General features: G+C 51.6%; 23 protein-coding genes. 6 read left to right on the top strand and 17 right to left on the bottom strand.

Going from position 1 to position 26,624, the window contains the following annotated elements; translation table 11 throughout:
- Positions 1-190 precede the first annotated feature (190 nt).
- On the top strand, positions 191-997 hold the full coding sequence (locus tag ABID13_RS22725) for a MerR family transcriptional regulator (RefSeq protein WP_048929613.1): 807 nt from the start codon (positions 191-193) through the stop codon (positions 995-997).
- A gap of 15 nt (positions 998-1,012) precedes the next feature.
- Here the strand turns inward: ABID13_RS22725 and ABID13_RS22720 are convergent, their stop codons facing one another.
- From ABID13_RS22720 to ABID13_RS22710, 3 genes are read right to left on the bottom strand one after another with little or no spacing between them, the layout of a single operon-like run.
- Positions 1,013-2,986 carry an ABC transporter ATP-binding protein gene (locus ABID13_RS22720; RefSeq protein WP_048929442.1) on the bottom strand — a complete coding sequence of 658 codons (1,974 nt, stop codon included), beginning with the start codon at positions 2,984-2,986 and terminating at the stop codon, positions 1,013-1,015.
- Positions 2,986-4,776, bottom strand: a complete 1,791-nt coding sequence (locus ABID13_RS22715) for an ABC transporter ATP-binding protein (protein ID WP_048929443.1) — start codon at positions 4,774-4,776, stop codon at positions 2,986-2,988. The genes ABID13_RS22720 and ABID13_RS22715 overlap by 1 nt, the downstream gene beginning before the upstream one ends.
- A gap of 17 nt (positions 4,777-4,793) precedes the next feature.
- Positions 4,794-5,024, bottom strand: coding sequence for a winged helix DNA-binding protein (locus tag ABID13_RS22710; RefSeq protein WP_045092048.1), 231 nt, complete (start codon positions 5,022-5,024; stop codon positions 4,794-4,796).
- A 179-nt stretch (positions 5,025-5,203) separates the two neighbouring features.
- Here ABID13_RS22710 and ABID13_RS22705 point away from each other — a divergent pair, with 179 nt between their 5' ends.
- Positions 5,204-6,082 (top strand): LysR family transcriptional regulator, encoded by an 879-nt coding sequence (locus tag ABID13_RS22705; RefSeq protein ID WP_007862926.1) that lies wholly within the window; start codon positions 5,204-5,206, stop codon positions 6,080-6,082.
- On the opposite strand, the gene ABID13_RS22700 is transcribed toward ABID13_RS22705, so the two are convergent.
- From ABID13_RS22700 to ABID13_RS22690, 3 genes are all read right to left on the bottom strand, one after another.
- A complete protein-coding gene (locus ABID13_RS22700) occupies positions 6,069-6,521 on the bottom strand; it encodes a hypothetical protein (protein ID WP_045092047.1) in 453 nt (150 codons plus the stop codon). The two genes, ABID13_RS22705 and ABID13_RS22700, sit on opposite strands and share 14 nt — an antisense overlap.
- Before the next feature lie 139 nt (positions 6,522-6,660).
- Positions 6,661-7,359, bottom strand: coding sequence for a metallophosphoesterase (locus ABID13_RS22695; RefSeq protein ID WP_007862929.1), 699 nt, complete (start codon positions 7,357-7,359; stop codon positions 6,661-6,663).
- A gap of 25 nt (positions 7,360-7,384) precedes the next feature.
- Positions 7,385-8,269: a PhzF family phenazine biosynthesis protein gene (locus ABID13_RS22690; protein ID WP_048929445.1), complete on the bottom strand. Its 885-nt coding sequence runs from the start codon at positions 8,267-8,269 to the stop codon at positions 7,385-7,387.
- A 272-nt stretch (positions 8,270-8,541) separates the two neighbouring features.
- Here ABID13_RS22690 and ABID13_RS22685 point away from each other — a divergent pair, with 272 nt between their 5' ends.
- Positions 8,542-9,663, top strand: a complete 1,122-nt coding sequence (locus tag ABID13_RS22685) for a cell wall hydrolase (protein ID WP_048929446.1) — start codon at positions 8,542-8,544, stop codon at positions 9,661-9,663.
- Positions 9,664-9,708: 45 nt separating this feature from the next.
- On the opposite strand, the gene ABID13_RS22680 is transcribed toward ABID13_RS22685, so the two are convergent.
- From ABID13_RS22680 to ABID13_RS22665, 4 genes are read right to left on the bottom strand one after another with little or no spacing between them, the layout of a single operon-like run.
- Complete coding sequence (locus ABID13_RS22680) at positions 9,709-11,898, bottom strand: alpha-galactosidase (protein WP_045092046.1); 2,190 nt, start codon at positions 11,896-11,898, stop codon at positions 9,709-9,711.
- A 30-nt stretch (positions 11,899-11,928) separates the two neighbouring features.
- Entirely contained in the window at positions 11,929-12,750 is an 822-nt protein-coding gene (locus ABID13_RS22675; RefSeq protein ID WP_048929447.1) for a carbohydrate ABC transporter permease, read from the bottom strand.
- Positions 12,750-13,622, bottom strand: coding sequence for a carbohydrate ABC transporter permease (locus ABID13_RS22670; RefSeq protein WP_007862934.1), 873 nt, complete (start codon positions 13,620-13,622; stop codon positions 12,750-12,752). Before ABID13_RS22670 ends, ABID13_RS22675 begins: the two co-directional genes overlap by 1 nt.
- Before the next feature lie 2 nt (positions 13,623-13,624).
- Entirely contained in the window at positions 13,625-14,956 is a 1,332-nt protein-coding gene (locus ABID13_RS22665) for an ABC transporter substrate-binding protein (RefSeq protein WP_007862935.1), read from the bottom strand.
- 198 nt (positions 14,957-15,154) lie between these two features.
- Between ABID13_RS22665 and ABID13_RS22660 the strand changes: the two genes are divergently transcribed.
- A complete protein-coding gene (locus tag ABID13_RS22660) occupies positions 15,155-16,939 on the top strand; it encodes a sensor histidine kinase (protein WP_007862944.1) in 1,785 nt (594 codons plus the stop codon).
- Entirely contained in the window at positions 16,920-18,332 is a 1,413-nt protein-coding gene (locus tag ABID13_RS22655) for a response regulator (protein ID WP_048929448.1), read from the top strand. The genes ABID13_RS22660 and ABID13_RS22655 overlap by 20 nt, the downstream gene beginning before the upstream one ends.
- A gap of 59 nt (positions 18,333-18,391) precedes the next feature.
- Here ABID13_RS22655 and ABID13_RS22650 read toward each other — a convergent pair whose 3' ends face one another.
- The 7 genes from ABID13_RS22650 to ABID13_RS22620 form a co-directional block, all read right to left on the bottom strand.
- On the bottom strand, positions 18,392-19,237 hold the full coding sequence (locus ABID13_RS22650) for a sugar phosphate isomerase/epimerase family protein (RefSeq protein ID WP_007862964.1): 846 nt from the start codon (positions 19,235-19,237) through the stop codon (positions 18,392-18,394).
- Positions 19,238-19,294: 57 nt separating this feature from the next.
- The gene (locus tag ABID13_RS22645) at positions 19,295-20,317 is read right to left on the bottom strand and encodes a Gfo/Idh/MocA family protein (protein ID WP_143111272.1); all 1,023 of its coding nucleotides are present in this window, start codon (positions 20,315-20,317) and stop codon (positions 19,295-19,297) included.
- An 11-nt stretch (positions 20,318-20,328) separates the two neighbouring features.
- On the bottom strand, positions 20,329-21,273 hold the full coding sequence (locus tag ABID13_RS22640; RefSeq protein ID WP_007862968.1) for an ABC transporter permease: 945 nt from the start codon (positions 21,271-21,273) through the stop codon (positions 20,329-20,331).
- A complete protein-coding gene (locus tag ABID13_RS22635) occupies positions 21,263-22,786 on the bottom strand; it encodes a sugar ABC transporter ATP-binding protein (protein WP_048929450.1) in 1,524 nt (507 codons plus the stop codon). Before ABID13_RS22635 ends, ABID13_RS22640 begins: the two co-directional genes overlap by 11 nt.
- 108 nt (positions 22,787-22,894) lie before the next feature.
- Positions 22,895-23,998, bottom strand: coding sequence for a sugar ABC transporter substrate-binding protein (locus tag ABID13_RS22630; RefSeq protein WP_007862970.1), 1,104 nt, complete (start codon positions 23,996-23,998; stop codon positions 22,895-22,897).
- Positions 23,999-24,090: 92 nt separating this feature from the next.
- The gene (locus ABID13_RS22625) at positions 24,091-24,903 is read right to left on the bottom strand and encodes a sugar phosphate isomerase/epimerase family protein (RefSeq protein ID WP_048929451.1); all 813 of its coding nucleotides are present in this window, start codon (positions 24,901-24,903) and stop codon (positions 24,091-24,093) included.
- Between the two features lie 12 nt (positions 24,904-24,915).
- Positions 24,916-26,109, bottom strand: a complete 1,194-nt coding sequence (locus ABID13_RS22620; protein WP_048929452.1) for an ROK family transcriptional regulator — start codon at positions 26,107-26,109, stop codon at positions 24,916-24,918.
- Positions 26,110-26,395: 286 nt separating this feature from the next.
- Here ABID13_RS22620 and ABID13_RS22615 point away from each other — a divergent pair, with 286 nt between their 5' ends.
- Positions 26,396-26,623, top strand: coding sequence for a TetR/AcrR family transcriptional regulator (locus tag ABID13_RS22615; RefSeq protein WP_330376638.1), 228 nt, complete (start codon positions 26,396-26,398; stop codon positions 26,621-26,623).
- Position 26,624 lies beyond the last annotated feature (1 nt).

The raw sequence follows: 26,624 nt of genomic DNA, 5'->3' as shown, positions 1-26,624 counted from the left end.
CACTTTCGTATAGTACTATTATACTACATCGAAATCCTGAGTGAAAGAAAAAAGACAACCGCCTCCTATTAGGAGGCTAGTTGTCTACAGTCTGACCTTGGTATAATACCAAGGTAAAGAGGTGTTTTGCATGATCCTGGATTATTTTTTGATATTGCTCAATTCTGATCTGCACAGGAAAGAGGTGTCTATGTCAACTTATTATAAAATTGGGGAAATTGCCGCATTATACGGCATCAGCACGGATGTGCTCCGCTATTACGAGGAGCTGGGGATCCTGGTCCCGCGCAGGGCTACCAACGGATACCGTGTCTACCGCACCGAAGACCTGTGGTGCCTGAATATTATACGCGACCTGCGCGGTCTTGGATTTTTCATGGACCAGATACGGGATTATATTATGAACAGGAGCGTCCGCTCCACCTTGGAATTATTTGAACAGGAAATGGATTTGATCGACCGGCAGATTGACCGCCTGAATGCCCTGAGGGATAATATTACCGCCCGCAGACAGACCATTGCCAGGGCCGGCGAGCTTCCCAGGGGAGAAATCACCCTGAAGGAAATGCCTGCCCGTCCCTGCCACAGGATCATGCAGAGTTATAAGACAAACGAAGAAATGGATATCCTCATCAAGCAGCTGGTCTCCATCGGACCGGGGCGCCAGTATATCATCGGCAATAACCAGATGGGATCCTTTGTAAACCCGGAGGCCGCCATGGAGGGACGCTGCCAGCAATATGACGCGGTCTTTATCCTGCACCCGGACGGTGAACATCAGATCGAACCGGGCGCCTATCTTTCGGTCTGCTACAACGGAGACTGCCGCCAAAACCAGATCTATGTGCCGCAGCTGATCCAACATGCCAGGGACCACTCCATGACGATTCTGGGGCCCATGCTGGAACTGCTGTGGATCGATGTACATGCCACCATGTATGAGCAGGAGCAGGTCACGGAACTGCAGCTGAAGGTTGGGGAAACATCCCCAACCTGACAATCCTTATACGCTTTAGCCCGCTTCCTCAAAATTGCCCGTGTAGAGCTGGTAATATTTTCCTTTTCTATGGATCAGCTCATCATGCGACCCGCGCTCGATAATCCTGCCCTGTTCCATAACCATGATACAGTCTGAATTGCGGATGGTGGAAAGCCTGTGGGCAATGACAAAGGTGGTCCTGCCCTTCATAAGGGCGTCCATTCCCGCCTGGACCAGGGATTCAGTTCTGGTGTCAATGGATGAGGTGGCCTCATCCAGGATCAGCACAGGCGGGTCGGCTACAGCCGCCCTGGCTATGGCAAGAAGCTGCCTCTGCCCCTGGCTCAGGCTTCCTCCGTCCCCTGTAAGCACGGTCTCATAACCATCGGGAAGGCGGCGGATAAAGCTGTCCGCATTGGCCAGTTTGGCCGCGTTCATACACTCTGCGTCCGTTGCATCCAGCCGTCCGTACCGTATGTTGTCCATAACAGTACCGGTAAACAGATGGGTATCCTGCAGGACGATTCCCAGCGACCGGCGCAGAGCCGGCTTTTTTATTTTATTGATATTGATCCCGTCATAGCGGATCTTTCCGTCCTGGATGTCATAGAAACGGTTGATCAGGTTGGTTATGGTGGTCTTTCCGGCTCCCGTGGAGCCTACGAAGGCGATCTTCTGTCCTGGCTCTGCGAACATTTTAATATCATGGAGTACCATCTTGGAGTCATCATAACCGAAATCCACCCCGTCAAACACAACGCCGCCCTCCATCTTTTTGTAAGTGACCGTCCCCTCCTGTTTATGGGGATGCTTCCAGGCCCAGACTCCGGTGCGCTGATCCGTCTCCTCCAGTGTTCCGTCCGCATGCTCCTTTACATTGACAAACTCCACATATCCCTGGTCCTCCTCCGGCATTTCATCCAGCAGTTCAAATACCCGTTCTGCACCTGCCGCGGCCATAACAACCGAATTCATTTGCTGGCTGATCTGGGTAATAGGCTGGGTAAAGTTCTTGTTAAGGCCCACAAATGCCATGATGGTTCCAATGGTGATCCCCCCAATGCCGTTCAGGGCCAGCAGGGCACCCGCCACCGCACACAGCACGTAACTTAGGTTTCCGATATTGGAGTTTACAGGCATCAGCAGGTTGGCGTACCGGTTGGCCTTATCCGCGCTGTCCCTCAGCCGTTCATTTAGGTCCTCAAACTCCTTCATGGCCTGGTTTTCGTGGCAGAAAACCTTAACCACCTTTTGGCCGTCCATCATTTCCTCTATATAACCGTCCACAATTCCAAGGGCTTTTTGCTGCTCTCCAAAATGGACAGCGGACCGGCCGGAAAGGCATCTGGTGACAGCCAGCATCACACAGGCCATGGCAAAGGTGAGAAGGGTGAGCGGCACGTTGAGAAGCAGCATGGAGACAGCGGTCGCCGCCAGGGTAACTGCCGAGTTGATCACCTGGGGGACACTCTGGCTCATAAGCTGGCGCAGGGTATCCACGTCATTGGTGTACACTGACATGATATCACCGTGGGCGTGGGTATCAAAATACTTAATGGGCAGGGATTCCATGCGCTCAAACAACTGGATTCTCAGGCGCTTCATGGTCCCCTGGCTCACGGTAACCATGACTCTGTTATAAGCATAGGATGCCAGGATACTGACCAGGTAGAGAGCTGCCAGTCCGCACAGCGCCGTGAACAGCGGAGTGAAATCCAGGGCAGCCTGTCCTCCCACAGCTCCCTGTCCTCCCACAGCTCCCTGTCCTCCCACAGCTCCCTGTCCTCCCGCGGCCTGCATCCCCGCTGCCTGGGCCAGCAGGGGCTGGATGTAATCGTCCACCAGTGACTGGATAAACAGCATTCCCCTTGCAGTGGCTGCCGCGGAAAGTATGATGCACGCCAGGACTGCCAGAAAGGCCAGTTTGTAGTTTGTAACCATGTATTTGATGACCCGCATTAAAATTCCCAGGGATTCATTGGCCTTGCTCTTTCTATTATTTTCCATCAGGCAACACACTCCTTTCCTGTCCGTGCCGGCTCAGTCTCACCGCCTCCGCTCTGGATCTGGTCAAAATCTCCTCCGCCCTTGTTCTGGGACTCGTAAATCTCCCGGTAGATCTCATTGGATGCAGCCAGCTCCTCATGTGTGCCAAAGCCATTGATCCTTCCGTCATCCATCACCAGGATATGGTCCGCATGCTGTACGCTTGAAATACGCTGGGAAATAATGATCTTTGTGGTGCCGGGTATGGCTGCTGCAAAGGCTGACCTGATCCTGGCATCCGTTGCCGTGTCCACCGCGCTGGTGGAGTCATCCAGGATCAGTACTTTGGGGTTCTTTAACAATGCCCTGGCAATACAAAGTCTCTGTTTCTGTCCGCCTGACACATTGGTGCCTCCCCGCTCGATCAGTGTGTGATATTTTTCAGGTAGCTGCTGGATGAACTCATCCGCACAGGCGGCCCTGCAGGCATCCATACACTCCTGGTCCGTGGCCGCCTCATTTCCCCAGCGCAGGTTCTCCAGAATGGTACCGGAAAACAGGACATTTTTCTGAAGGACCACTGACACGGCATCCCTCAGGACCTCCAAATCATAGTCCCGGACATCTCTGCCCCCTACGCACACAGAGCCGGTGTCCACGTCATAAAGACGGCTGATCAGGCTTACAAGACTGGTCTTGCCGCTGCCCGTGCCTCCGATTATCCCCAGGGTCTCGCCGGCCCGGATGTGAAGGTCAATGTCGGTAAGTGCCTGCTTTCCACTGCCCTTTCTGTAGGAAAATCCCACCTTGTTAAAATCAATGCTGCCGTCCGCCACCTCTGTCACAGGCTGCTCAGGGTTCCTGATATCCGGCTCCTCCATAAACACCTCCTCAATCCTTCGGATGCTGGAGGAACTCATGGTTATCATCACAAATACCATGGAGAGCATCATTAGGGACATCATGATGGACATGACATAGCTGAACAGGGAGGTCAGTTCCCCGGTGGTCATGGTCCCGCCGACAATAAACCGGGCGCCAAACCAGGATACCGACAGGATGCAGCTGTAAACCACCAGCATCATCACCGGGTTGTTAAGGGCCAGGATGCTCTCCGCCTTCACAAACAAACGGCACAGATTGTCTGCCGCCCCGGCAAACTTGGTGTTTTCATACTCCTCCCTCACATATGCCTTGACCACGCGGATGCCCGAGACATTTTCCTGGACACTTGCGTTCAGATCGTCATACCGTTTAAATACCACGTCAAATGTCTTTCTCGCCATCATCATAAAACATCCCAGCACACAGGCCAGGAACACAATGGCTGCCAGGAATATCATGCTCAGCCTGGGGCTGATCATAAATGACATCACCATGCTGCACACCAGCATCAGCGGGGAACGCACCGCTATCCTGATGCACATCTGGTAGGCGTTCTGGATATTGGTCACATCCGTGGTCATACGGGTCACCAGGCCGGCTGTACTGAATTTGTCAATGTTTGAAAAGGAAAATGTCTGTATTTTGTCGTAGATCCCCTTTCTCAGGTTACAGGCCAGGCCCGAGGATGCGCTGGCCGCATATTTCCCTGCCAGCGCCCCTGCCATCAGGCTGACCAATGCCATGACCACCATGATGCCACCATAGGTGTACACCTTTCCCATATTTCCTTCCTGTATGCCCTCGTCAATGATCAATGCAGTGACAAAGGGCAGCATGACTTCCATGATTACCTCCAGCGCGGTAAACAGCGGGGTCAGGATGGAATCTTTTTTATACTGTTTGATCTGTCCTAAAATAGTCCTCATATTCTGCTGTTCTCTCCTTATTCTTTATTTTCAGCCGCAGTCCGGGCCAAGCTTGGCCTGGCAACCCCAAATGCCTTGTGGATCTCAGTGGAACAAATGGTGTTGCCCGGATGTTCCAGAATAAAAAGCAGGACCAGTCCCCGGGAGGCTGTAAGCCCCATATCTGCCAGAAGCCGGTTCAGCAGACATTCTATCCCCATTCCCAGCTTCTTGATATTCCAAAGTACCCGTTCCTCTGATTCCCACATGTTCCTTCCTCCGTTTCCGCAAATGATTCCGCATAATAGTTAACTAGCTAACAATTATGTTACTTATATTTTATAACTCATTTTCGCTTGAATGTAAAATTCAAAAATGTTATAATCTATAAAAATCTTTTATAGTTAATGATTCAATTTATTTTTAGAAAAACATAGGAGGGGGAGAAATGAATACGGTTCAGTTAGAATGTTTCCTTGCCGTGGCAGAATACCTAAATTTTTCCAGGGCCGCAGAATCCCTGAAAATCACACAGCCTGCGGTAAGCCATCAGATCACATCCCTGGAGGATGAGCTGGGCGCCAGGCTTTTTATACGCACCAGCAAAAATGTAACCCTGACCGAAGCTGGTTTTATGTTTATGGAGGATGCTTCCAGCATAATAAAAATCGCCTCCAGCGCGAAAAACAGGCTGGGGGCGGGTTTTAATGATTCCCTGTTTCTTACCATTGGCTGCCATAATCAGTCTGAACTGAACATACTGCCTCCGGTCATAGAAAAGCTGGTAAAGCAGTTTCCCACCCTCCACCCTTCCATAAAGCTGATACCCTTTAAGTCCATGGCCAATCTGCTGGAAGAAGAACGCATCCACGTGATGTTCGGCTTCCACCAGGAGGAGATGAAGGGAATGCCCGGGCTGTTCCATGAACTGGGAAAGCTGCCCGTGTCCTGCGTGTGCAGCCCTGACCATCCCTATGCCGGACGCGGTTCCCTCAGCGTCCGGGAACTGCAGGGTCCCATGATTCTGTGCGAGCCCCATCGTCTCCCCCACTCCATTGAGCAGCTCCAGATGGGTATTTCCACAGCCCGGCATCCTTCCCAGCTTTACTTTGTGGATGGATATGAGAGCATATTGGCCCTGGTAAGGTCCGGGCTGGGCTTTTCCCTGCTTCCGTCTTACCCCGGCTGTGAAGGGAACGGACTGCGTTATGTACCGGTGACAGGGATCGACCCTGTTGTCTTCGGCCTGTTCCACAAGGGACTGAAGGGTAACCCGGTGCTGAAGGAATTTGTGCGGATCATGGACCACGAAATCACCACAAACTGATATCGTCATTTCCAATGGTTGGGGACGCAATCCCCCGTTTTCTGTTCACCTCGTAGATATTAAGTGTGTGGAATACCTGGGGTTTCTCTTCATATCCCACTGATATTTTTATTTCCCCGGCAGTGACATAATCCACCTTAAACAGCAGTTCTTCCTCCTCATCCTGGTAAAGGCCCAGTTCCTTCAGCCTGTTCTCCAGGAGATAGCAGGCTGCTTGCGGATCGATCTGGGGTTTCGGCTCCCAGGCACCGGTCCGGGAATCCAGGCAGTACCATGTTCCATCGATCATGTTCCAGCCCGTCAGCCGCTCCTGCCCATCTTCGTAATACCACTGTCCATCCTGCTCCTGGACCCATCCGGCCGCCCATGCCGCCTGTGTGCTGCATACCAAAGACAGTGCAGCTGCCAGAAAAAATACTCTGATCTTATATATGCCCATGTTTTAATCCTCCCCTGCCCCGTGTTGCCGGCCTGACTTTAAAGATACCCTGTAAGCATATCATTAAAAGATAAACTTCATATAAATTCAGACAGGACAGAATATAAAATCATAAAATATTCACATTTCATATCCTATTCTATTCCAGGATCAGTCCGGGTTTGAATTTCAGGTAGTCCGAGGATACCAGACTGTATTCAATCCCATTTACCTCACCCTGAAAGCTGTCCTGATACCTGGCAGCTCCATGGCAGTGGGAGTAGACCACCTGACTGGCTCCATATTCCTCAGCGGTCCGCGTAAACACGCTTTCCATCTCCCCGATACTGGTGGGGGGATAATGCAGGAACATGATAAACTTCCTGAAACCTCCGGCAACCGCCAGCTCAAATGAGATGCGCAGCCGTTCCAGCTCCCGTTTTACCAGCTTCTCATACTGCTCCGGCGTATCCCTTCCCTCATAACAATATCCCTTTGTTCCAACCAGGGCGTACTCCCCATACATGTAATAATTATTCTGGAGAAATGACAGACTGCCCTGGTACAGATCATTCAGCTGACAGGTCTTTTTAGCGTCCCAGAACATATCATGGTTCCCCCTAAGCAGGATCTTCTGCCCGGGCAGTGAGGCGATGAAATCCAGGTCAGCCCTGCATTCATCCATGTTCCGGCCCCAGGAATGGTCACCGGTCAGGACCACTGTGTCCTGTTCACGGATTCGCTTTTTCCAGTTCTTCTCTATCTTTGCCACATGGTTTTCCCATTCCCTTCCATAGATACTCATGGGCTTATCCACCGTAAAGGACAGGTGCAGATCACCGATTGCATATAGACTCATCTTCTCATCTCCGTTATCGTTCTGGTCAGTCTCCTATGGTCCAGGGGCACTCCCCGGCGCAGAGACTGCACTCCATACACAATTTCCCGCTGCCGCCCACCCGGATCTTCTCCCCTGTGATTCTGGTATAAATCCGCGATTCCTTTCCCATCGTTTCTCCCTGGACAAAGGTATTGACAGCCCCGTCTTCTATAATCCCATTCCGTCTCAGATAATAAGTCAGAGCGCCGTTGGATGTGCCTGTGGCTGATTCCTCCGGTATTCCAACCAACGGAGCAAAGTTCCTGCAATAGGCCGTGCCCCCATCTGATCCGCCCAGACAGAACATATGAATCCCCACGGCCCGGTACTGCTTTGACAGTGCTGCAACTCTTTCCTGGTCCATGACAGCTTTGTAAAGGCTCTCCCTGTCTTTTACCGGGAGGAGTATATCGCACAGCCCGGTGCTCACAATACCAGGCACCAGATTCCCGGGTGCGGATGACAGGTCAAGGCCATATGCATCGTACAGCTGTCCCCTCTCTCTGGCGCTGAACTCATATCGGTATTCAGGCTCTGCCATATCCATCCATACCATACGGCGTTCCAGGGAAACAGCCAGTTCGCCCGCCAGGGTCCCTGCCCGATATTCCCCTATATGAATCCTCCCCGTATCCCGCATGGCTGCAAAGGAAGCGATGGTGGCATGTCCGCACAGCTCCACCTCCGCTTCAGGAGTAAAATACCGGATGTCAAACATATCTTCCCCTGTCTGTTTCACAAGGGCGGTTTCCGAATGCTTAAGCTCCGCTGCCAGGCTTTTCATAAATGACTCCGGCGGGAACGCCTCCTCCTTATCAAGCAGTACGACACCTGCCTGGTTCCCTTTAAATAGTTCTTCCGCAAATGCATCTACCACATATATCTTCATCTTTCCCTCCGGCCGAAACGCCCATTGCTCCAGGTATGCGATCATCCGGCGCTGAAACGAGGCCTCTGGAGATTGCTCAACAGAGGCCCGGTATCTATCTTCGATTTATTTATCATAACAAATCCCAGCTGTAAAATCAATGATGACAATCTTCGGCTTTCATCGGCCAAACTTGACAATCACGGAAAAGATTGTTATAGTATTTTCGTAACACTTTTGTAACAATTGTAATGGACTGTAAATACGGATACATTAAGAAAACCGAGGTTTTTATGAAACAGAATTGGAACCGTTCCAGCAGAAGAACTACCATACTTACCTTGACGGCAGCGGCCCTTCTGGGTCTGAGCGTATTTCCCTCTGTCTGTCCGCCAAGGTCAGCAGCTTTTCGTCCACACCAGATCGCTGCGGCCCCAGGTACGGAGCCTGCCAAACCTCAGGCCTCCATTGAACCCATGCAGGTTCCCCTCTCTCTTGCACCGGCCCCTTCTGAGTATGATAATAAAGCCGTGGCCAATGTCACGGATGTGTTAAATTTAAGGGCTGAACCCTCCACCGAAGGAAAGATCCTGGGAAAGTGCTACCGCGGCAGCGGCGGTGTGATCCTGGAGCAAAAGGATGGCTGGACCAAAATCCGCTCCGGGAAACTGGAGGGATGGCTTAAGAACGATTACCTGGTATTCGGGCAGGACATCAAGCCCCTGGCCAAGGAACTGGGACTTTTTACAGCCAAGGTTACCACACAAACGCTGAATGTGCGTGAGGAACCTTCCACAGAGTCCGCCATCGTGGGCCTTGCTGCCGGGGATGACTATTATCCTGTTTTGGAGGAAAAAGACGGATGGGCCAAGATCCAGCTGGCCTCTGACAGCAGCGGTTATGTATCCACCCAGTATACAAAGATCAGCGTGACTCCCGGCAAGGCAGTCAGCATAGAAGCGGAACAGGCTGCGCTGAAAGCAGCCGAACAGAAACAGGAAAAAAAGCAGGAAAAGAAAAAAGAAGAGGAAAAGTCAAAATATGTGATCAAAGCTTCCGATGATGAGGTTTACCTGATGGCAGCCTGCGTCATGATGGAATCCGGCGGCTATTCCTATGACGGACAGCTGGCCGTGGCCAATGTGATCGTCAACCGTGTCAAATCAGGGCGCTGGGGCGGTTCCATAACAGATGTGATCTATGCCCAGGGCCAGTTCCCCGGCGCCTCATCAGGTCTGTTGGACAAGTATCTTACCAAGGGACCCTCAAAAAGCGTGCTGAAAGCGGTCAAAGCCGCTCTGTCCGGCACCAATAATATAGGGGATTACCTTTTCTTCCAATCTACCAAAGCTGCTGATTACGGCAGCTACTCCTCCTACACGGTGGTGGGAGGCAATTGCTTTTATAAAAAATAGCGGGCAGGTCCCCACTTTTGTGAAAGACTTGCCCACCTGGAAAACTTATCCTGCGCAAAGGGTAAACACCCGGGCCTCATTGTCCGCCTTGATCACCGGCATGGGAAGCCCGGCATACATAAGCGCGGCCCCTGAACATCTCAATCCCAGCTCCGGTATCTCATACAGGCTCTGTTCCTCAAGGCCCTTAAGCTTTATGTAGATAATGCCCTTATTGGCCCCGGAAACGCGCTGTACATAGGCCACCACCGCGGCCTTCTTATCAGCTGACACGGACATAAACGCCGTGTACTCCCTCTCCTTTTCAGGATCGGTCAGACGATAGTGATCCCCATGGGCACAGACCAGCCCGTGATCCTTATAATACCGTACCTGCTTTCTCACGGCCTCCTGTTCCTCCTCTGACAGCAGGTTCAGGTCAAGTTCATACCCAAAGGTGCCAAAGTAGGCCAGAGCAGCCCTTGTATCAATGGAAACCGTTCTCCCGGTCTGCTGGTTGGGGCATTCCGAGACATGGGCGCCCATGACAAACGGCGGATAGATCATGGAGGTGCCGTACTGGATCAGGATCCGCTCCATTGCATCCGTATCATCAGAACACCATATCTGAGGCATGTAATAGAGGACTCCCATATCAAATCTTCCGCCGCCTCCGCTGCACCCCTCAAACCGTACGCCGGGGAACGCCCTGGTCAGCTTGTCCATGAGCCGGTAAAGGCCCAGCACATACCTGTGGCAGAGTTCCCCCTGCCTGCGGGCCGGGAGAGCTGCTGAGAATCGGTCCGTCATGCTCCGGTTCATGTCCCATTTGATATAATCGATCCCGGCATCCTTAAATTCTTCGTAGAGCTGTTCAAAGACCTGGTCCACCACTTCATCCCTGCTGAAATCCAGAATCAGCTGATACCTCTGCCTGGTGGGTTTCCTGCCCGGGATCCGGATGCACCAGTCCGGATGTTCCTCATAAAGCCGCGAGTCCTCATTTACCATCTCAGGCTCGATCCAGATACCGAACTTCAGTCCCTTTTCGTGGATCCTCCGGGCAAACCCGGGGATGCCGCTGGGCAGTTTATCCAGATTGCACTGCCAGTCTCCAAGCCCCCTGTACTCATCCGTCCTTCTTCCAAACCAGCCGTCATCCATCACAAACATTTCAACGCCCAGTTCCTTTGCCTTGCCGGCTATGTCCACCAGCATCTCCTCGTCAAAGTCGATCATGGTGGCTTCCCAGTTGTTGATCAGGACCGGACATCTCTGGTCAATGAACTGCTTGGGGATCAGGTGATATTTGACGGCGCGGTGGAAATTATGGCTCATTCCCGTAAGTCCCAGGGCGCTGTATGTCATCACGGCCTCCGGCGTCTCAAACACACCGCCTGTCTCAAGCTCCCAGTACAGGGTCTCCGGATTCACCCCTGCCACCAGCCTGGTCTGCTTAAAGTCATTGACCTCCACTGTGATCGCAAAGTTCCCGCTGTAAACCAGAGCGATTCCCCAGCAGTCCCCCGAATCCTCCGTGGCACCGGGGGCACAGAGCACTGTGGACGGATTCTGATAGTGGCTGGATATTCCCCGCACACTGTCCACAGTGATCTTACCGTGCCTTACAGGCGTTCTCTCCGGGCAGCGCTCATGTCCCCAGCTTCCGTAAAAGCTGATCATGTCCATCTGGTCCGTGGGGAAGGAAATGCAGGCGGAGTGGGCTGCATTTACATATACGGTCCCCTTTCCCATGTTCCTGATCCTGGCACACCGGGTGATGATGTCATGTTCTTCCAGCACGCCGTAGACAAGGGTCACCTCCATATCCGTATAGGGGTCCCGCAGCAGCACCTCCAGCGTCTTCCAGAAACCGTCCTGTTCTCTCAGGGAAGGCATTCCATTCAGGCTGTATTTCCCTTCCATGATCCTGTGTGATACGTATCTTAAATCAATGCAGTTGGAGCCGTCCCCGTTGATCACGCTCACTGCAGCCACCTTAAAATCCGACACTCCGAATCCGGGGTACTCCTGCTCGATCAAATCCAGGCTTATGGTCCTGTCCTTTTCAGCTTCATGGGGATTGGCTTCAAATCCGTGGCGGATCCTGACCGGAAGGTACTCCGCTGTGTCCGGGATCCGTCTGCCGTAATAGAGATGTTCCAGAAAACCAAACTCCGCCACGCGAAACTGGTAGGTGGTATTCCGGGTGTCCAGCCGGAATACCTGTTTTTCTTTATCATATATGATGCTCATGTGTTACCTCCGATCGTCTGCTGAGGGCTCCTACTTAATGGCGCTGTCCACCATACCCTGTATGAAGTATTTCTGAAGGAACAGGAACACCACGATCACAGGAAGGATTCCCAGGAATGCCGCTGCCGCCGCCCCGTTCACATTTGCCGAATCAGCTGAGAAAAAGCCTGCAATGGCCAGTGTGATGGTCTTGATCTTAGGCGACTGGAGCAGATATAAAGCAAATTGATAGTTGTTCCAGCAGTTCACCCCGGTGATAATGACCACAGAAGCAGTCACCGGCTTCAGCTGGGGCATGATGATCCTGAAAAATGTCTGGAACGGGCCGCAGCCGTCAATGGCCGCAGCCTCCTCAAGGGCAATGGGGATGCTGCTTATAAAACTGGAAAACAGAAAAATGCTGGTGGGCAGCTGGAAGGTAAGCAATGTTACGATCATGCCCCAGTAGGAGTTGATCCCCTGCACCTTTGCCATAAAGGAGTAAAGAGGAACCAGGATACTTAAAGGCGGGATCATCATCACACCCATAATAAATCCTTTTACCAGATTGTTCATCCTGTTTCTGTTCCTGGCAATAGGATAAGCTGCCATGGCGCCCACCACCACGATCAGGAGAATGGAAATGCCGCTGATGATAACCGTATTCTTGAGGGCCAGCAGCATTCCGCCCCGTTCCAGGGCTGTGTGTATGTTCTTCAGGTACACATAACCCGGGAACGCCCATCTTGAGGAGTGGTCGTAAGGAGATTTGAATGCAATGGCAAGCACCATGTAAATGGGCACAAAATGAATGACAATGATAACAAATGCCAGGATATATTTCCAGGTATTGGACCGCTTGGAGCTTTCCATTACACATCCACCTCCTTCCTGTCAAAGTATCCCATTACCACATTGCTGATGATCATGATCAGCAGGAATGAGAAGATCCCGACGGCAGACGCATAGCCTGCGGACTGGGCTGAAAAGTACTGGTTGGTGACCAATGTGGACAATGAGTGGGTACTGAACCCTGGTCCCCCGCTTGTAAGGGCCATGACAAGGTCAAAAAGCTTCAGTCCTCCGATCAGGTTCAATATGGTGGAGGATGAGATGGCCGGCATCAGAAGGGGAAGCGTCACATGGCGAAACCGCTCCCAGAAAGTAGCCCCGTCCAGCATGGCTGCTTCATAGTACATGGACGGCACGTTCTGCAGGCCGGCCAGATAGATGACCATGGCAACGCCCACAAACTGCAGGGAATTGACCAGGACAATGATCACAATGGCGTAATTGCTGTTCACCAGCAGGTCCACGGGCTGCATGCCCAGAGCGATCAGTATATCATTGACCGCCCCTCCGTCATACTGGAAAAAGAAGTACATGATGTAGCCCATGATCAGCGGGGCGATCATGACAGGCATGTAGATAATGGTGCGCACCAGGGAACGGCCCTTGAATTTTGTGTTTAAGAACATGGCATAACCAAGCCCTAATATATTTTGGATGACCGTGCTCATGATGCCGTAAATCAATGTGTTGACAAGGGCTGTTTTTACATTTGCATCCTGGAACAGCCGGATGTAATTCTTAATCCCCACATATTTCATGCTCTGTGAGTATCCGTTCCAGTTGGTAAAAGAAAGACGGATACCCTGGATAAAGGGATAGATCACAAAAACCAGAAACAGCAGGATTGCCGGCAGGTAAAACAGATTGATGACTGAATTTTTCCGAACCTTCATATTTACTCCTGTGCTTTCTTTTCCTCATAGCTGGACTTCATCTGGTCTACAGATATGGTCAGGGCATCGGACTGGCCTGAAAGGAGGGTGGCTCCTGTCACGCAGAGATCGTTCCACATGCCGCTTGGCAGGTACTTTCTGTCAAAATAAGGGATGTTCAGGATGGAACTGTCCGTTGAATACTTGTCATAATATGGCGCCAGTCTTCCTGTGTCGCTTTCCACATTGTCAAGTCCGGAGGGCATACCGCATTTGGTTGCCAGGTAGGAGCAGATATCTTCACGTGCAAGGAAATCCATAAACTGCTTCACTTCCTCGGGATGTTCTGTGGTCTTTGACATGCCCACTGCAAAATGCTCGCCTGTCATCAGCGCCTGCTTAAGGCCCTCTTCCCTGGCTGGAAGCGGCATAAAGCCCATCTCCGTGTCCGGATTCTGTACATAAGTCTCGGTGATGCCGCTGGCTGCCGTAAACATAAATGCTGCCTTCTCAGCTGCCAGTGCCTTGATCCCTGTCATATAATCAGCGGTCACGGCATCTGTGTTAAAATATCCCTTCTGTCTCCAGGAATCGATCATCTCCACTACGGTGTTCCATTTGCTCCAGTCAAAGCTTCCGTCTAAAAGCGCCTGCTGGTTGGCCTCGTCCTGGTTGGTGATCAGGGTCGGGGCTACGAAATCCATCATGTTTCCAATGGTGTAATTATCTTTTCCGCCCAGCTGGATGGGTGTTTTTCCCGCTTCCTTGATCTGCTCGCAGGCTGTCTCAAAATCAGCCCATGTCTTGATATCATCCACATTCACTCCAGCTTCCTTCAGCACATTCACGTTATAGATGATCCCTGTCAGGTCCATGTCAATGGGAAGGGTAAACAGGTTTCCATCCTGGTCCGTGATCTGCTCCTGAATACTGGGTGAGATGTGGGAGGCAAAGGAAAAATCATTTAAGGGCGCCAGGTATTCCGCATATCTGGCCACTGCCCAGCCATGGGTCGTCCATGCATCGGGGAGCTGGTTGGATGCCATCCTGGTTTTCATAATATCAGAAAAGTTGCTGCCTGGCATCACTGCCTCCACGCCGATCCCTGTTTCCTGGGTAAACTGCTTGCATACCTCCTGTACGGCGTCACTGACCGCCTCGCCGTTTAAGTTGTACAAAAATTCAATGGTCACGCCTGTGGATGCCGCCGCCTCCCCCTGGCTATCTTCCTTCTCTCCCGCCTTCTCAGCTGACGTCTGCTCTGCGGTCTGCACCGGCTCCTCGGGAGCTTTGGAGCATCCTATCATATTGACTGCCATCAGGCCCGCAAGGGCCGCTAACGCTAATTTCTTCATAAATTTCCTTCTCCTTTTTACACTGTGTTTTTCAGCCGGCTTTCTTTGTAGCTTAAGTCTATCACACCGGGTCCATTTTCATAAGGTACCCAAATCTACACTTTGAAGCTCATTTCTATCCTGGGGCTGAAAAGAATTGCTAAACAGGTCTGATCTGTGTAGAATAAACATGTAAGACATACCCTGGGAGGATTGGTTGTGATACGCCTGAAAAAAAGACAAAGTTTCCAGAGCCGCCTGCTGGCCCTGTTCCTTATAAGCATTGTGCTGCCCATTGTCATCTTATCCGCTGTGCTGGCCTGCTATTTCCAGAACCGGATCTATGAAGACAATGACAAATACTTTTCCACCTCGCTCTATTCCGTCTCCACCCATTTAAGCACCTATGCCTATGACTTAAAGCGACTGACCCTGACCCCTTATATCTATGATGATATACTGAATTTTTACACGGCCGTTGACAATGGGAACTATACCCGGGACGGGTCACGGGATTACACCATTGAGCGCTACCGGCAGAACTACATCACCGCCCTGCAGCGCATCCTGATCACCGCCAGGGAGGATATTCTTGCCGTGTCCTTTGTGCCCGCAAACCCGGACAACCACATCATGGTCACCACCACAAAAAACAGCGACTTTATAGACAATACCGAGTATGCCTATGAGTCGGAGGCCTGGTACCAGAATAATCTGGACCACGACCAGCCCTATGACTTTATTGTATCGGATTCCCCTGTTTACCTTGGCTCGGACAGGGCTGTTATCTCTGCCGTGCACACGGTGAGGAATGTGTACACCAAGCGGAAGCTGGGAGTGATACGGATCGATGCCTCGGACAAGATCATAAAGGATATCTTTAAGAATGTAACGCTCAGTGAGAACTCGGGATTTGTCATTGTGAACCAGGATGGAAACCTGGTCTACCAGGTGGGAAAGGTGGAGGAGGATGTGATCCGCGAACTCCCCCTGGCCGGTCAGACGATCCGGACCGGAAGCGATACCTATGACCTGTATAAAAGTGAGATCTCAGGAATGCCGTGGCAGCTGGTGTTTGTCTCCTCCCGCAGGGATACAGCCAGAGAGGTGTCCATTATATGGAGCCTGGCCGCGGCCTTAAGCCTGGCATCCATCATCACCGCGTACTTTATTTTCCGCTCCAACTCCCGCCGGACATCCCTGGCCCTTAACTCCATCCTGGAGGTGATGCAGGAGGTTGCAAAGGGAGACTTAAACACATCCGTGCCCGACACGGTGCTCCTTAAGAATGATTCCTTTAACACAGAGGAATTTTCCCTGATCGCTGAAAACTTAAACGAAATGATACAAAAGCTGCAGCTCTACATTGACCGCTCCTACAAGTATGAGATCAGCCGTCAGGAAGCGGAATACCGGGCGCTGCAAAGCCAGATCAATCCCCATTTCCTTTATAATACGTTAAACTGCTTTATTTCCATGAACCGTCTGGGAATGAAAAAGGAACTGGAGGACAGCATCATACAGCTGACCAGGATATTCCGCTACACCTGCAACAACGCCAAGCTGACCACGGTAAAGGAGGAGTTCGCATTCTGCACCCAGTACTGCCAGCTTTTGAAAATGCGCTATGACGAGCGCCTGACCTTCCACTGCCAGGTGGAGGAGGAGGCTGCCGGGATCTCCATTCCCCGGCTTCTCATCCAGCCTCTGGTGGAAAACGCCATCAAGCACGGCATGGATACGGAGGGGATCTCCATTATCATCTGGATCACGGCCTCTGTCCGCGACCGCGCATTGATCCTGGAGGAACGCAACAACGGCGTCCCCATTCAGGTAGACGCCGTTTATGCAGAGGGAAAAGTAGGGATCCGCAATGTGGAAAACCGGATCAGGATGATCCATCCCCAAGCGGTATTTGAGATCGGTCTGGAGGATGGGATCACATCCGTCATTATTAAAATACCTTTGGAGGAGGATATGGAACATGAAGATCATATTGGCTGATGACGAACGTCTCACCCGGCTGGGACTTAAAAATATGATAGAGGAGCTTTATCCTGACGCCCATCAGTTTCTGGAGGCATCGGACGGTGAAAAACTGCTGGAAATGCTGGAACAGGAAACCCCTGACCTGATCTTCCTGGACATCCACATGCCCAGGCTCACCGGGCTGCAGGCATTTTCAAAGTTCAGCGCCAAAAGGATACCGGTTGTCATGCTCACCGGATACGCTGAATTTGCCTATGCCAAGGAGGCGTTAAAGCTGGGCGCCCTGGATTATCTGCTAAAGCCGGCCAGCCTGGACGAGGTGCAGGCCACCATGGAAAAGGCACTGGCCATCTGCCGGGAGCGGGAGGCGCTGCTGAAAAAGGACTATGAACTGGAGTTTGAAAAAATCCTTGACCTTTACACCACCATCGGCTTTTTGCAGGCCCCCAGGTTTGTCCTGCCTCCCTACACTGTGCTGCTCTTTTATTTTGACCACTATGAACAGGAGACCTTCCGAAGGGACCTGGATGCTCTGAGCACTGTTCTATCCCGCATCTGTAAACGCCGCAGGGCGCTGTCCACCATCTCGTTTTTGTCTACCGGTGAGCTGTGCTTCCTTGCCAGCGCCTCCATTACAGCGGACGAGTTTATACCGGATCTGAAATACTTTAACGAGACCTGCGGGTGTATTGCAACCGGGTTCTATGCGTCCGCTGACGGGCTTTCCTCACTGTTCGGACAGATCGAGTCCATCCAAAAGGAGGAAAGCCTGCGATACTGCGTCTGCCTGGGGTCTCTGATCTCTGATAGGGAGCGCGCCGCCCGCAAGGAGCTGCTGCCCTTTTCCGGCCTTTTGGAAAAGCTTCTGCTGGCCCACCGGGCAGGGGACAGCATGGAATTTCAGAAACTGATCCCGCAGCTGGACCAGTTTTCCCATCAGGACAGGATCCTGTCCCTGTGTGATCCTTCCCTGAACCGCATCCTATCCCTTGAATCCGGCGAAAATGTCCATATCCGCTCCTACAGCCAGCTCACAGAGCTTTTAAAGCAGATGATCTCCGGCCGTCAGACCGTGGACCTGGTGGACAGGATCAATGCCTATGTGGATGAACACTATATGGACCAGATCGGCATTAACACCATTGCGGACATGATCGATATCTCCCCCAATTATCTCAGCCGCATCTACAAGCTGAAAACAGGGGAAAATTTCATTGACCATCTCACCGGTGTCAGGATGAAAAAAGCCCGGGAACTTATGTCCGGCGGGCAGACATCCAGTGTCCGGGAAACGGCTGAGCGGGTGGGGTATTTCAGCACCCGGTACTTTACCAAGGTATTCCTCAAAAATACCGGGATGCTGCCATCGGAATATATGAAACGTTTTGTTTTGAGCCAGGAAAACTAACAGCCGGACCCTTCATCTTTCCTTGCCCCTTCATTCTTCCTTGCCCCCTTCATCCTTCCTCACCCCATCATCCCGCATATCCGGTCCACCGCCACCTTATTGGAGACAATGGAGACCTCAGGAAACTGCTTGTAGTTAGGGAGCATTTCCAGGGTCAGGTAATCATTGTAGCCCACTGCCCTCAGAGCCTCTGTCACCTTTACAAAGTCCACGTCCCCTGCAAAGAGGTCGGTAAAGGCTCCCAGGCCTGCCTGGCCGGTGCGGTAATCGGATAAATGGATCTTCCTGATCAGGCTTCCCAGGATCCCGATCCAGTCCTCGGGGTAGCCCACATACATGATATTGCCCACGTCAAAGTAGACTCCCATGGCGGGAGAACCCACATCCTGCACCAGTCTCTTCATCTCCAGGGGGGAGAGGAGGAAACGGTTCCACACATTCTCAATCCCAATGGATACCCCGGCGCGTTCAGCCAGGGGAGCCAGGGACCTAAAGGCTTTGACGCAGCGCTCATAGGCCACGTCATAGCGGATCCGCTCCGGTTTGGAGGCAAAGTCGCAGCCCACATAACCGGGTACCACAAGGATGGTATCCGCTCCCATGAGGGCAGCGCATTCAATCTGTTTTTTTATAATATCCTCTGCCTTTTGCCGGATGGACGGGTCGTTGGACACAAGGTTGTTCTCCCACAGGGACCATACCCCCACGCTGGGTATCTCCAGCCCTGTGTCCTGTGCCATTTTTTTAATCTCCAGTATTTCCCGCTCCGATGTGTTCTGGTTTAAATATCCATTCTCGCTGAGGACAGGTTCCACTCCATCATATCCCGCCTGTTTGACCAGTGGAAACAGATGCCTTAGATCCGCATCCTCTGTAAAAGAAAACATACTGACTCCGGTTTTCATTCTTCCCTCCTATTATATGAAATGCACTCTCGGAATATAGTCCGGGAAATTCCCCGACTACACCGAAGCCTGCCTGTCATAATCCACCTCTGCCTTTTCCCCTGTTTCCAGGGAGGTCTTGATGGCTTCCATGGTGCACAGCACCTCCCGCACCTGTTCCACTGTGATGATGCCTGATTCGCACCTGCGCTCAATGCAGTCCACAAAGTGTTCCAGCTCAATCTCATAGGCGTCCCTGAGGTTGACGGGAAGGGTAGTTATGGCGCCGTTTTCGTAAATCCGCGTCTCCCGTTTGGAGGATGCCACATCCTCCAGGTTATGCCCTGCCTTCATGGCGTACTCATAGGTCTTTTGGCTTCCCACCAGCCGCAGCTCCATAGTGAAGGGATATCCCTTTTCCATCTCGATCACTCCCTGGACGGAGGCGGAGATGCCTGATTCAAATGTCAGCATGCTGCTTACGTAGTTCCAGCATCCGTCTTTGTTCTGCTTTCCGGACGCGTACACACTCTTGACCCTTCCAAGAAGCCAGCACAGGTAGTCCACATCATGGAGATGAAGGTCCAAAAGCCCGCCTCCGCTGTTCTGGGGTTTCCTGTACCACTGGCTCCAGGCGGGGTGCTCCGACATGCGGGCTGCAAACACATAGTTCAGTTCACCCAAACTTCCTTTCTCATACATTTCCTTGGCATTCACATATTCCGGCCAGAACCGCAGCACCTGGCCAACCATCATCAGGACCCCGGCCTCCTTTACCGCCTTCATCATACGCTCCAGGGAGCTGACCTCAAGGGCCACCGGTTTTTCACAGAATATGTGCTTCCTGTGCCTGGCGCCCATAAGCACATACTCCTCGTGAAGAAATGTGGGAAGGCATATATCCGCCACATCAAACTGACATTCCTCTAACATCTGGTGAAAACTGCTGTAGTACCTGCAGTGATACTTTTCCGCAAACGCTCTTCCCAATGTCTCGTTCTGATCACACACAGCCGCTATCTCAGCATTACTGATATTCTGGTAGGCGGTTCCATGGGTTCCTCCCATAAAACCGGCTCCTAAGATTGCTATTCTTACCACTGCCCTACCTCCTATTTCTTCTTAATATTATTTATATTGCTCAGCACCACCGCGCAGACAATGATGGCTCCGGTGATAATGGTCTGGATATAGGTCTCCACCTGGAGAATGTTCATGGCATTGCTGATAACGCCCATGAGCACGCAGCCCAGAAACGCTCCTGAGACAGTCCCCTTGCCTCCGTCAAATGTAACTCCGCCAATGATGGCCGCGGTCAATGCGCTGGTTTCATATCCGGTTCCAGCATTGGCGGTGATGGAGTCGATCCTGGCTGAAAAGATCACCGCTGCTATGGCGCAGAAAAAGCCCGCAATGGCATAGATAATGATCTTATACCTGGTAACATTGATACCAGACAAAAAGGCATTTTTCTCATTGCCGCCAATGGCCACGATGCGTCTTCCAAACTTGGTCTTGTTCATGAGGAAATATGACAGCATGACCATTGCGGCCAGCACAAACAGCATTACCGGAAATACATCAAACAGCTTTGTCTTTCCAATGGCATTAAATGCACCCCCAAAGCTCATGATCCTGCCTCCCGATATGGTCAGCGCCAGCCCGTAAAACACCTGGCTGGTCCCCAGGGTAATGATCAGGGGGATGCACTTGCTTTTCGCGATCACAAACCCGTTGAGCACTCCGCAGGCGACCGCTGCCCCGATCCCGGCCGCAACAGCCAGAGGGATATTCCTGCTTGTGTTGATGATCTGTGCCATGACAACCCCTGACAAAACCATGATATTCCCCACCGACAGGTCAATGCCTCCGCTGATCAGCAGCATACTCATAGCCATTGTCAGGATACCGATCACGGAAATCTGCTGAAAAATGGTTATGAGGTTTTTGACTGCGATGAATTTCGGATTGATCATGGACACCACCGCAATGATGGCCACAATTACAAATGCCAGCAGAATTCTTTGGTCTTTTAACAGTTTTTTCCTATTGTTCATCTTTTTTCACCCCTAACGCTCGTTTAATAATCTCCTGCTCCGTGATCTGTTTTCCGGTAAGCTCACTGTCCACTGCACCGTTTCGGATCACAAGCACCCTGTCGCTCATGGAGATCAGCTCCGGCATATCCGAGCTGATCATGATAATGCATTTTCCCTGTTTGGTCAGCTCAGACATCTGCTTATAAAATTCCGCCTTGGCATTCACATCGATCCCCCTTGTGGGTTCATCGAATATATAGATCTCCTGCTGCGCAAACAGCCATTTTGCCAAAACCACCTTTTGCTGGTTTCCGCCTGACAGGTAAACCGCCTCTGTCCACACACTGGGGGTTTTTATCCTCAGTTTCTGTACCAGGGGTTCAATGAGGCGCGGATGCTTTTTTATATCCACCAAAAAGCCCTTGATCTGTTTCCCCAGTCCCACAATGGTGGCATTTTCCAGCACACTGATATGGAGCATCAGGCCCAATCCCTGCCGGTCCTCGGTAATGTGGGCAAACCCATGTTCAATGCTTTCCCTGGGATTGCGGATCACTACTTTTTTGCCGTTGATCAAAACATCTCCCCCGTATTTGGGGTCCGCACCGGTGAGAGCCCTTACGATCTCTGTCCTTCCTGCTCCCACCATGCCGGCAAATCCAAGGATCTCCCCTTTTCTCACCGCAAAGCTGACCTTAGGCCCCTCCTTTTTCAGCTGCAGGTCCCTGACCTCCAGCATCACTTCCCCGATCTCATGCCTTTCTTTCTGGTAAAAAGTGTCCACGGGACGGCCCACCATGTCCCGGGTAATGACGGAGAGCTCAATGTCCCTGTTTGTATTTTCATATGTATTTACAACAGCCCCATCGCGGATAACCGTGATACGGTCCGCGATCTGCCGAATTTCTTCAAGATAATGAGAAATATATATAATTCCGATCCCCTTGGCCGCTATGGTCTGTGCCAGCTGCAGGACCTTGGCCGCGTCTTCCACATTAAACATGGACGTGGGTTCATCCATGATCAGTACCCTTGGCTCAATGGAAAGAGCCTTTAATATCTTCACAAACTGCTGGTCGGACACGGACAGGTCCTCGATCTTTGTCAACGGGTCGATGTGGATCTTCAGGTCCTCCATCTGACGCCTTGTCTCCTCCAGCATGGCCTTAAAATTCACCAGGCCGAACCGGTCCGCCACTTCATTTCCCACATAAATATTTTCCACCACATTCATACTGGGAACCAGATCATTTTCCTGATATACAATATTGACCCCCAGCTCCTTGGACAGGGTGGGTGTCAGGGTCCTGTAATCCTTTCCGTCAATACAGATCTTTCCGCCGCTGGGAGTGTAGGCGCCGCTGAGCACCTTCATCAATGTGGACTTTCCGGCCCCGTTCTCCCCCACCAGGCAGTGGATCTCTGATCGGTACAGATCAAAAGTGATACCGGACAGCGCATATACGCCTGAAAACTCCTTGACAATATCCTGCATTTCAAGGATCGGTTTCTCCCTATAATCAACATTCATTCGTATCACCTCCTGTAACTCTCAATAAAGCTGCCTGAAGGTGCAATGATTTCTCAAACACGCCATGAGGCAGCTTCATAAATTTCTTACTTGGTCCTGATCGATCCTTTACTTGCCGTATACATAGTCGTAAGCAGCTGCATAGTCATCCCATGCAATGAACTCGTCCAGCTTGTCCGCAGATACAGGCACGATGGGAAGGGAAACAAATTTCTCAGGTGTCTTGCCCTCTACCACGGCATCATACAGGTTCTTAAAGGTCTGAACGCCCTGGATGGATACGGGGGCTGTCATATTAGCAGCCTCCACGCCGTCTTGAAGCATCTTGTAGTCGTCCGGTGAACCGCCTGTGGAGACAATGGGGATGTCCGCCATATCCGCATCCTTTAATGCCTGATAGCAGCCCTGGGCCATCATGCCGTTGTTTGCGAAAATGTAATCAAACTCCTGTCCTGTGGAAATAAAGTCCGTGGTTACATTGTACGCCTTGTCTGTCAGCCAGTCGCCGTGAAGGGTTGCAACCACTTCCACCTGGTCGCCCAGATCCGCCAGCGCGCGGTCCACGCCTTCCTGGTACTTCTCATATACGCCCGCGCCTTCCTGGCCCGCGCAGAAAAATACCTTTGCCCCTGGTTTTGTCTCAGCAATATACTTCATGGCCGCATAACCGATCTGGTCATATTCGCAGGCCACGGAAGCTATGTAATCCCCGGGATCATCAATATCCATTGCAAAGTTTTCAATGGTAACCGGGATATTGGCCTCGTTGGCCATCTTTACAAGCTGTGCTCCCTGCTCTGTGGAGATAGGGAATATGGAAATGCCGTCCACCTCCTGCTGGATCAGGGATTCCATGGCTGTGATGGATTCCTCCAGACTGTTCTTGGAATCCAGGACAATGGTTTTTACCTCCACATCCGCCTGTGAAGCAGCGTACTCAAATGCTTTGGAAGAATACTCGTTCCAGATATCCGTATTGTCGTAAGCAATGTAGCCGAATGTGTAGCTGTCCTTGGCTGCTTTTGCCTCTCCTGTGGTCTCCTCCGGGGCGGTATCCCCGGACTTGGCTGCCTCAGTGGTCTCCTCCTTGCTCTCCTGGCTCTGTGCGGCTGTTGTGGCTGCCGCCGGCTCCTGCTTTGCCCCGCATGCGGCCATGGATGCCACCATGGCACCGGCCATCAGAAGCGCTGTTACTTTTTTCATCTTTCTCATGAATGATCCTCCTTCATATTCTATCTGATACACCTGACAGGCTCCATGATCCCATCGGCCCCTGGAAACGTCAGGATGTAACGATCTCCCTGTTACAGTTCAAATCCCTGGCATTTTAAGTAGGCGGCTGATTCCATGACAGCCTGGTTTACCGCTTCCAGACTTCCCGCGCCCTCAGGCGTAAATTCAATCTCAATGCTGAAGGGGCAGCCGTTCCCCGCCAGGGAAAGCTTTTGGAAGATCTGTGAAAAGTCCACATTTCCTTTTCCCAGAGCGGGAAAATTCCATTCCCTTATCTCCCCGGCTTTATCCTTTAAATGGATGAATTTCACATCTGCCATGCAGGTGTCAATATCCTCCTCGGGCTTCACCTCTCCATAATAGATCACATTGGCCGTGTCATAGTTGATCCCCACCAGTGGCGAACCGATGCGGTCCGTTATCTCCTTTAATATGGTCCCTGTGGCATGTTCCCCATGGGTCTCTAAAACTAGGGTAAGGCCGCATTCCTCCAGGTATGGGAGCAGCATCCTGATATGCTTTGCCACCAGCTCAAGGGTTGCCTTTTCCCTGTCCTCCAGGTGTGCCTCCCCCACGGAGGAGACAATATAGTCACAGCCGAAAAATGCAGCCAGCCTGATATTCCTTATAAAATCCTCCAGACGTTCCCGGTCCATCAGGTTGCAGTGTCCGCTCATGGCAAAGGGCACCAGCTTAAGTTCCTTCATCTTTTCCCTGATACCGTCCAGATACTCAAATGTCTGGCTTGGGAACACATGCTCGGTCCACCCCTTGGTGGCGGTCAGCTCCACGTAATGAAATCCTGCCGCAGCAATGCCTTCCAGGGCATCCTCCACGCTGTAACCGTGGTAGCAGTTGGAATTAACTCCTATGGTCCGCTTCATACCATATCCTCCTTAATACAAAAATAATTTTCCCTTCATATCTTCCATAAAATCATAGTGGGTGTCCATAAAATACTTGGCCGCCCCCCGGAATACCGCATCCTCCCTCAGTGTGGTAAAACGGATATCAACGTCCTCTACAAACTGACGGAACCCCACGGTCTTCACCCGTTCCAAAACCCGTTCCAGATACAGATCCCCAAGCTTGCGCCCCATTCCTCCGATGATAATGGTATCCGGGTGGAACATGGTGATGAGATTGCCCAGGCCAAAACTCAGATCATCCGCCAGCGCGCGGATCAGGCGAAGCGCCCCCGGTTTTCCCTGCTGTGCCAGCTGCCCCACATGGCAGAACAGGATCTGCTCCGTTCCCTCAAATTCCTCCAGGGCATTGCATTCCACGGCACGTTTTGCCAGCACGATCTCTCCGATCCGGTTCTCCAGACATCCCCGGTTGCCGCAGCTGCATGGCTCGCCGTCCCGGTCAATGGAAAAATGTCCGAACTGAGTCCCCATACCGGTGGCCCCTCTCAGGATATTCCCATTCTGGATCAGACTGGCACCCACGCCTTCATTGATGTTCAGGTACACATAGTTCTTAATATCCACATTGCCAAAGGCGTTCTCCGCATAGGCCAGGCAGGCCGTATCGTTGAATATGGCCAGGGGAAGATCCTTTACCTGTTCCCTCAGGCCGGTCACCACCTGGTCGTCCACGCCCAGGGACAGGACCATGGAAATAATCCGTTTTTTTTCACTGTCAATAATACCCGGGATCACGAGACAAATCCCCAGCACATGCCGTTCCCCGCAGTGCCTGTCCATAAAATCCTTGGTAATGGACCAAATCCGGACCGCCGGGTCCTCCCCCTCTGCCGGAGCCGTCTCCTCCAGTATCTCAACCTCGAATCCGGCGGAAACCAACGAAACCTGGATGGTGCGCTTTCTCCAGTTGAGAACAATGACACAATCCCTCCTGTCATTTACCGCCAGGCTGTTGGGCCTGCGCCCCTGGCGCTTGCTCTCCACCGCACCCTCATCCACAATACGGCCTTCCTGGATCAGCTCATCCACAAGGGCTGAAACCGTAGTCTTGCTCAGCTCGGTTCTGGCAGCCAGATTCACTCTGGAAATCCCCGGGTTCTCTGAGATCAGCATATATATCTTTTTTTTGTTAACGGCTTTTATCACTTGTTGGTTAATCATATGGTATATTCCTCTTGATCTGCATTAATAGGATTTAGTTAGTCCACTGGACTAATTAACTGGATTATAACATCCATATCTTATCTTTGCAAGCATTATGTCTATAAATTTTTGATTAACAATATGTGTTTTGGGTAGTATTAACAGACAGGACATTGATTACGTAAAAGAATCTGATATGGAGATATTTTCTCATTAGATGGTTAACGAACTATTTTATCAACTGGGCGCTTGAAGAAAGGGGGACATTCATGTTAAATTCAAACCAGTGTTTCATAACAATGTTTTGGATCATCCAGAAGGTGATGTAGACTCTCACATAGATGGCTGTGCCAAGATCTGTATCAGGGGGGTATCCCTGCGCTCCATTGACAGGCGGGCCCGGACAAGCACCGGTTCTATCTACACCCGGCTTGGGGACAAACACGGTCTGTTCCTGGCCCTGGTCTACCATTCGGTCAAGGAACTTCTTATATGGTGCATACCGCCAAAAGGGCGGCAGAATGGAGGATAAG

The organism is Enterocloster citroniae (assembly GCF_040545455.1).
GTDB classification, from domain to species: Bacteria; Bacillota; Clostridia; order Lachnospirales; family Lachnospiraceae; genus Enterocloster; species Enterocloster citroniae.
The sequence above is the reverse complement of the archived record's forward strand: the minus strand, read 5'-3'. Positions and strand labels throughout refer to the sequence as shown.

Excerpts from the sequence above, each read along its gene's own strand:
- ABID13_RS22725 (WP_048929613.1), top strand. The coding sequence starts at position 191 with ATGTCAACTTATTATAAAATTGGGGAAATTGCCGCATTATACGGCATC.
- ABID13_RS22720 (WP_048929442.1), bottom strand. The coding sequence starts at position 2,986 with ATGGAAAATAATAGAAAGAGCAAGGCCAATGAATCCCTGGGAATTTTA.
- ABID13_RS22715 (WP_048929443.1), bottom strand. The coding sequence starts at position 4,776 with ATGAGGACTATTTTAGGACAGATCAAACAGTATAAAAAAGATTCCATC.
- ABID13_RS22710 (WP_045092048.1), bottom strand. The coding sequence starts at position 5,024 with ATGTGGGAATCAGAGGAACGGGTACTTTGGAATATCAAGAAGCTGGGA.
- ABID13_RS22705 (WP_007862926.1), top strand. The coding sequence starts at position 5,204 with ATGAATACGGTTCAGTTAGAATGTTTCCTTGCCGTGGCAGAATACCTA.
- ABID13_RS22700 (WP_045092047.1), bottom strand. The coding sequence starts at position 6,521 with ATGGGCATATATAAGATCAGAGTATTTTTTCTGGCAGCTGCACTGTCT.
- ABID13_RS22695 (WP_007862929.1), bottom strand. The coding sequence starts at position 7,359 with ATGAGTCTATATGCAATCGGTGATCTGCACCTGTCCTTTACGGTGGAT.
- ABID13_RS22690 (WP_048929445.1), bottom strand. The coding sequence starts at position 8,269 with ATGAAGATATATGTGGTAGATGCATTTGCGGAAGAACTATTTAAAGGG.
- ABID13_RS22685 (WP_048929446.1), top strand. The coding sequence starts at position 8,542 with ATGAAACAGAATTGGAACCGTTCCAGCAGAAGAACTACCATACTTACC.
- ABID13_RS22680 (WP_045092046.1), bottom strand. The coding sequence starts at position 11,898 with ATGAGCATCATATATGATAAAGAAAAACAGGTATTCCGGCTGGACACC.
- ABID13_RS22675 (WP_048929447.1), bottom strand. The coding sequence starts at position 12,750 with ATGGAAAGCTCCAAGCGGTCCAATACCTGGAAATATATCCTGGCATTT.
- ABID13_RS22670 (WP_007862934.1), bottom strand. The coding sequence starts at position 13,622 with ATGAAGGTTCGGAAAAATTCAGTCATCAATCTGTTTTACCTGCCGGCA.
- ABID13_RS22665 (WP_007862935.1), bottom strand. The coding sequence starts at position 14,956 with ATGAAGAAATTAGCGTTAGCGGCCCTTGCGGGCCTGATGGCAGTCAAT.
- ABID13_RS22655 (WP_048929448.1), top strand. The coding sequence starts at position 16,920 with ATGAAGATCATATTGGCTGATGACGAACGTCTCACCCGGCTGGGACTT.
- ABID13_RS22650 (WP_007862964.1), bottom strand. The coding sequence starts at position 19,237 with ATGAAAACCGGAGTCAGTATGTTTTCTTTTACAGAGGATGCGGATCTA.
- ABID13_RS22640 (WP_007862968.1), bottom strand. The coding sequence starts at position 21,273 with ATGAACAATAGGAAAAAACTGTTAAAAGACCAAAGAATTCTGCTGGCA.
- ABID13_RS22635 (WP_048929450.1), bottom strand. The coding sequence starts at position 22,786 with ATGAATGTTGATTATAGGGAGAAACCGATCCTTGAAATGCAGGATATT.
- ABID13_RS22630 (WP_007862970.1), bottom strand. The coding sequence starts at position 23,998 with ATGAGAAAGATGAAAAAAGTAACAGCGCTTCTGATGGCCGGTGCCATG.
- ABID13_RS22625 (WP_048929451.1), bottom strand. The coding sequence starts at position 24,903 with ATGAAGCGGACCATAGGAGTTAATTCCAACTGCTACCACGGTTACAGC.
- ABID13_RS22620 (WP_048929452.1), bottom strand. The coding sequence starts at position 26,109 with ATGATTAACCAACAAGTGATAAAAGCCGTTAACAAAAAAAAGATATAT.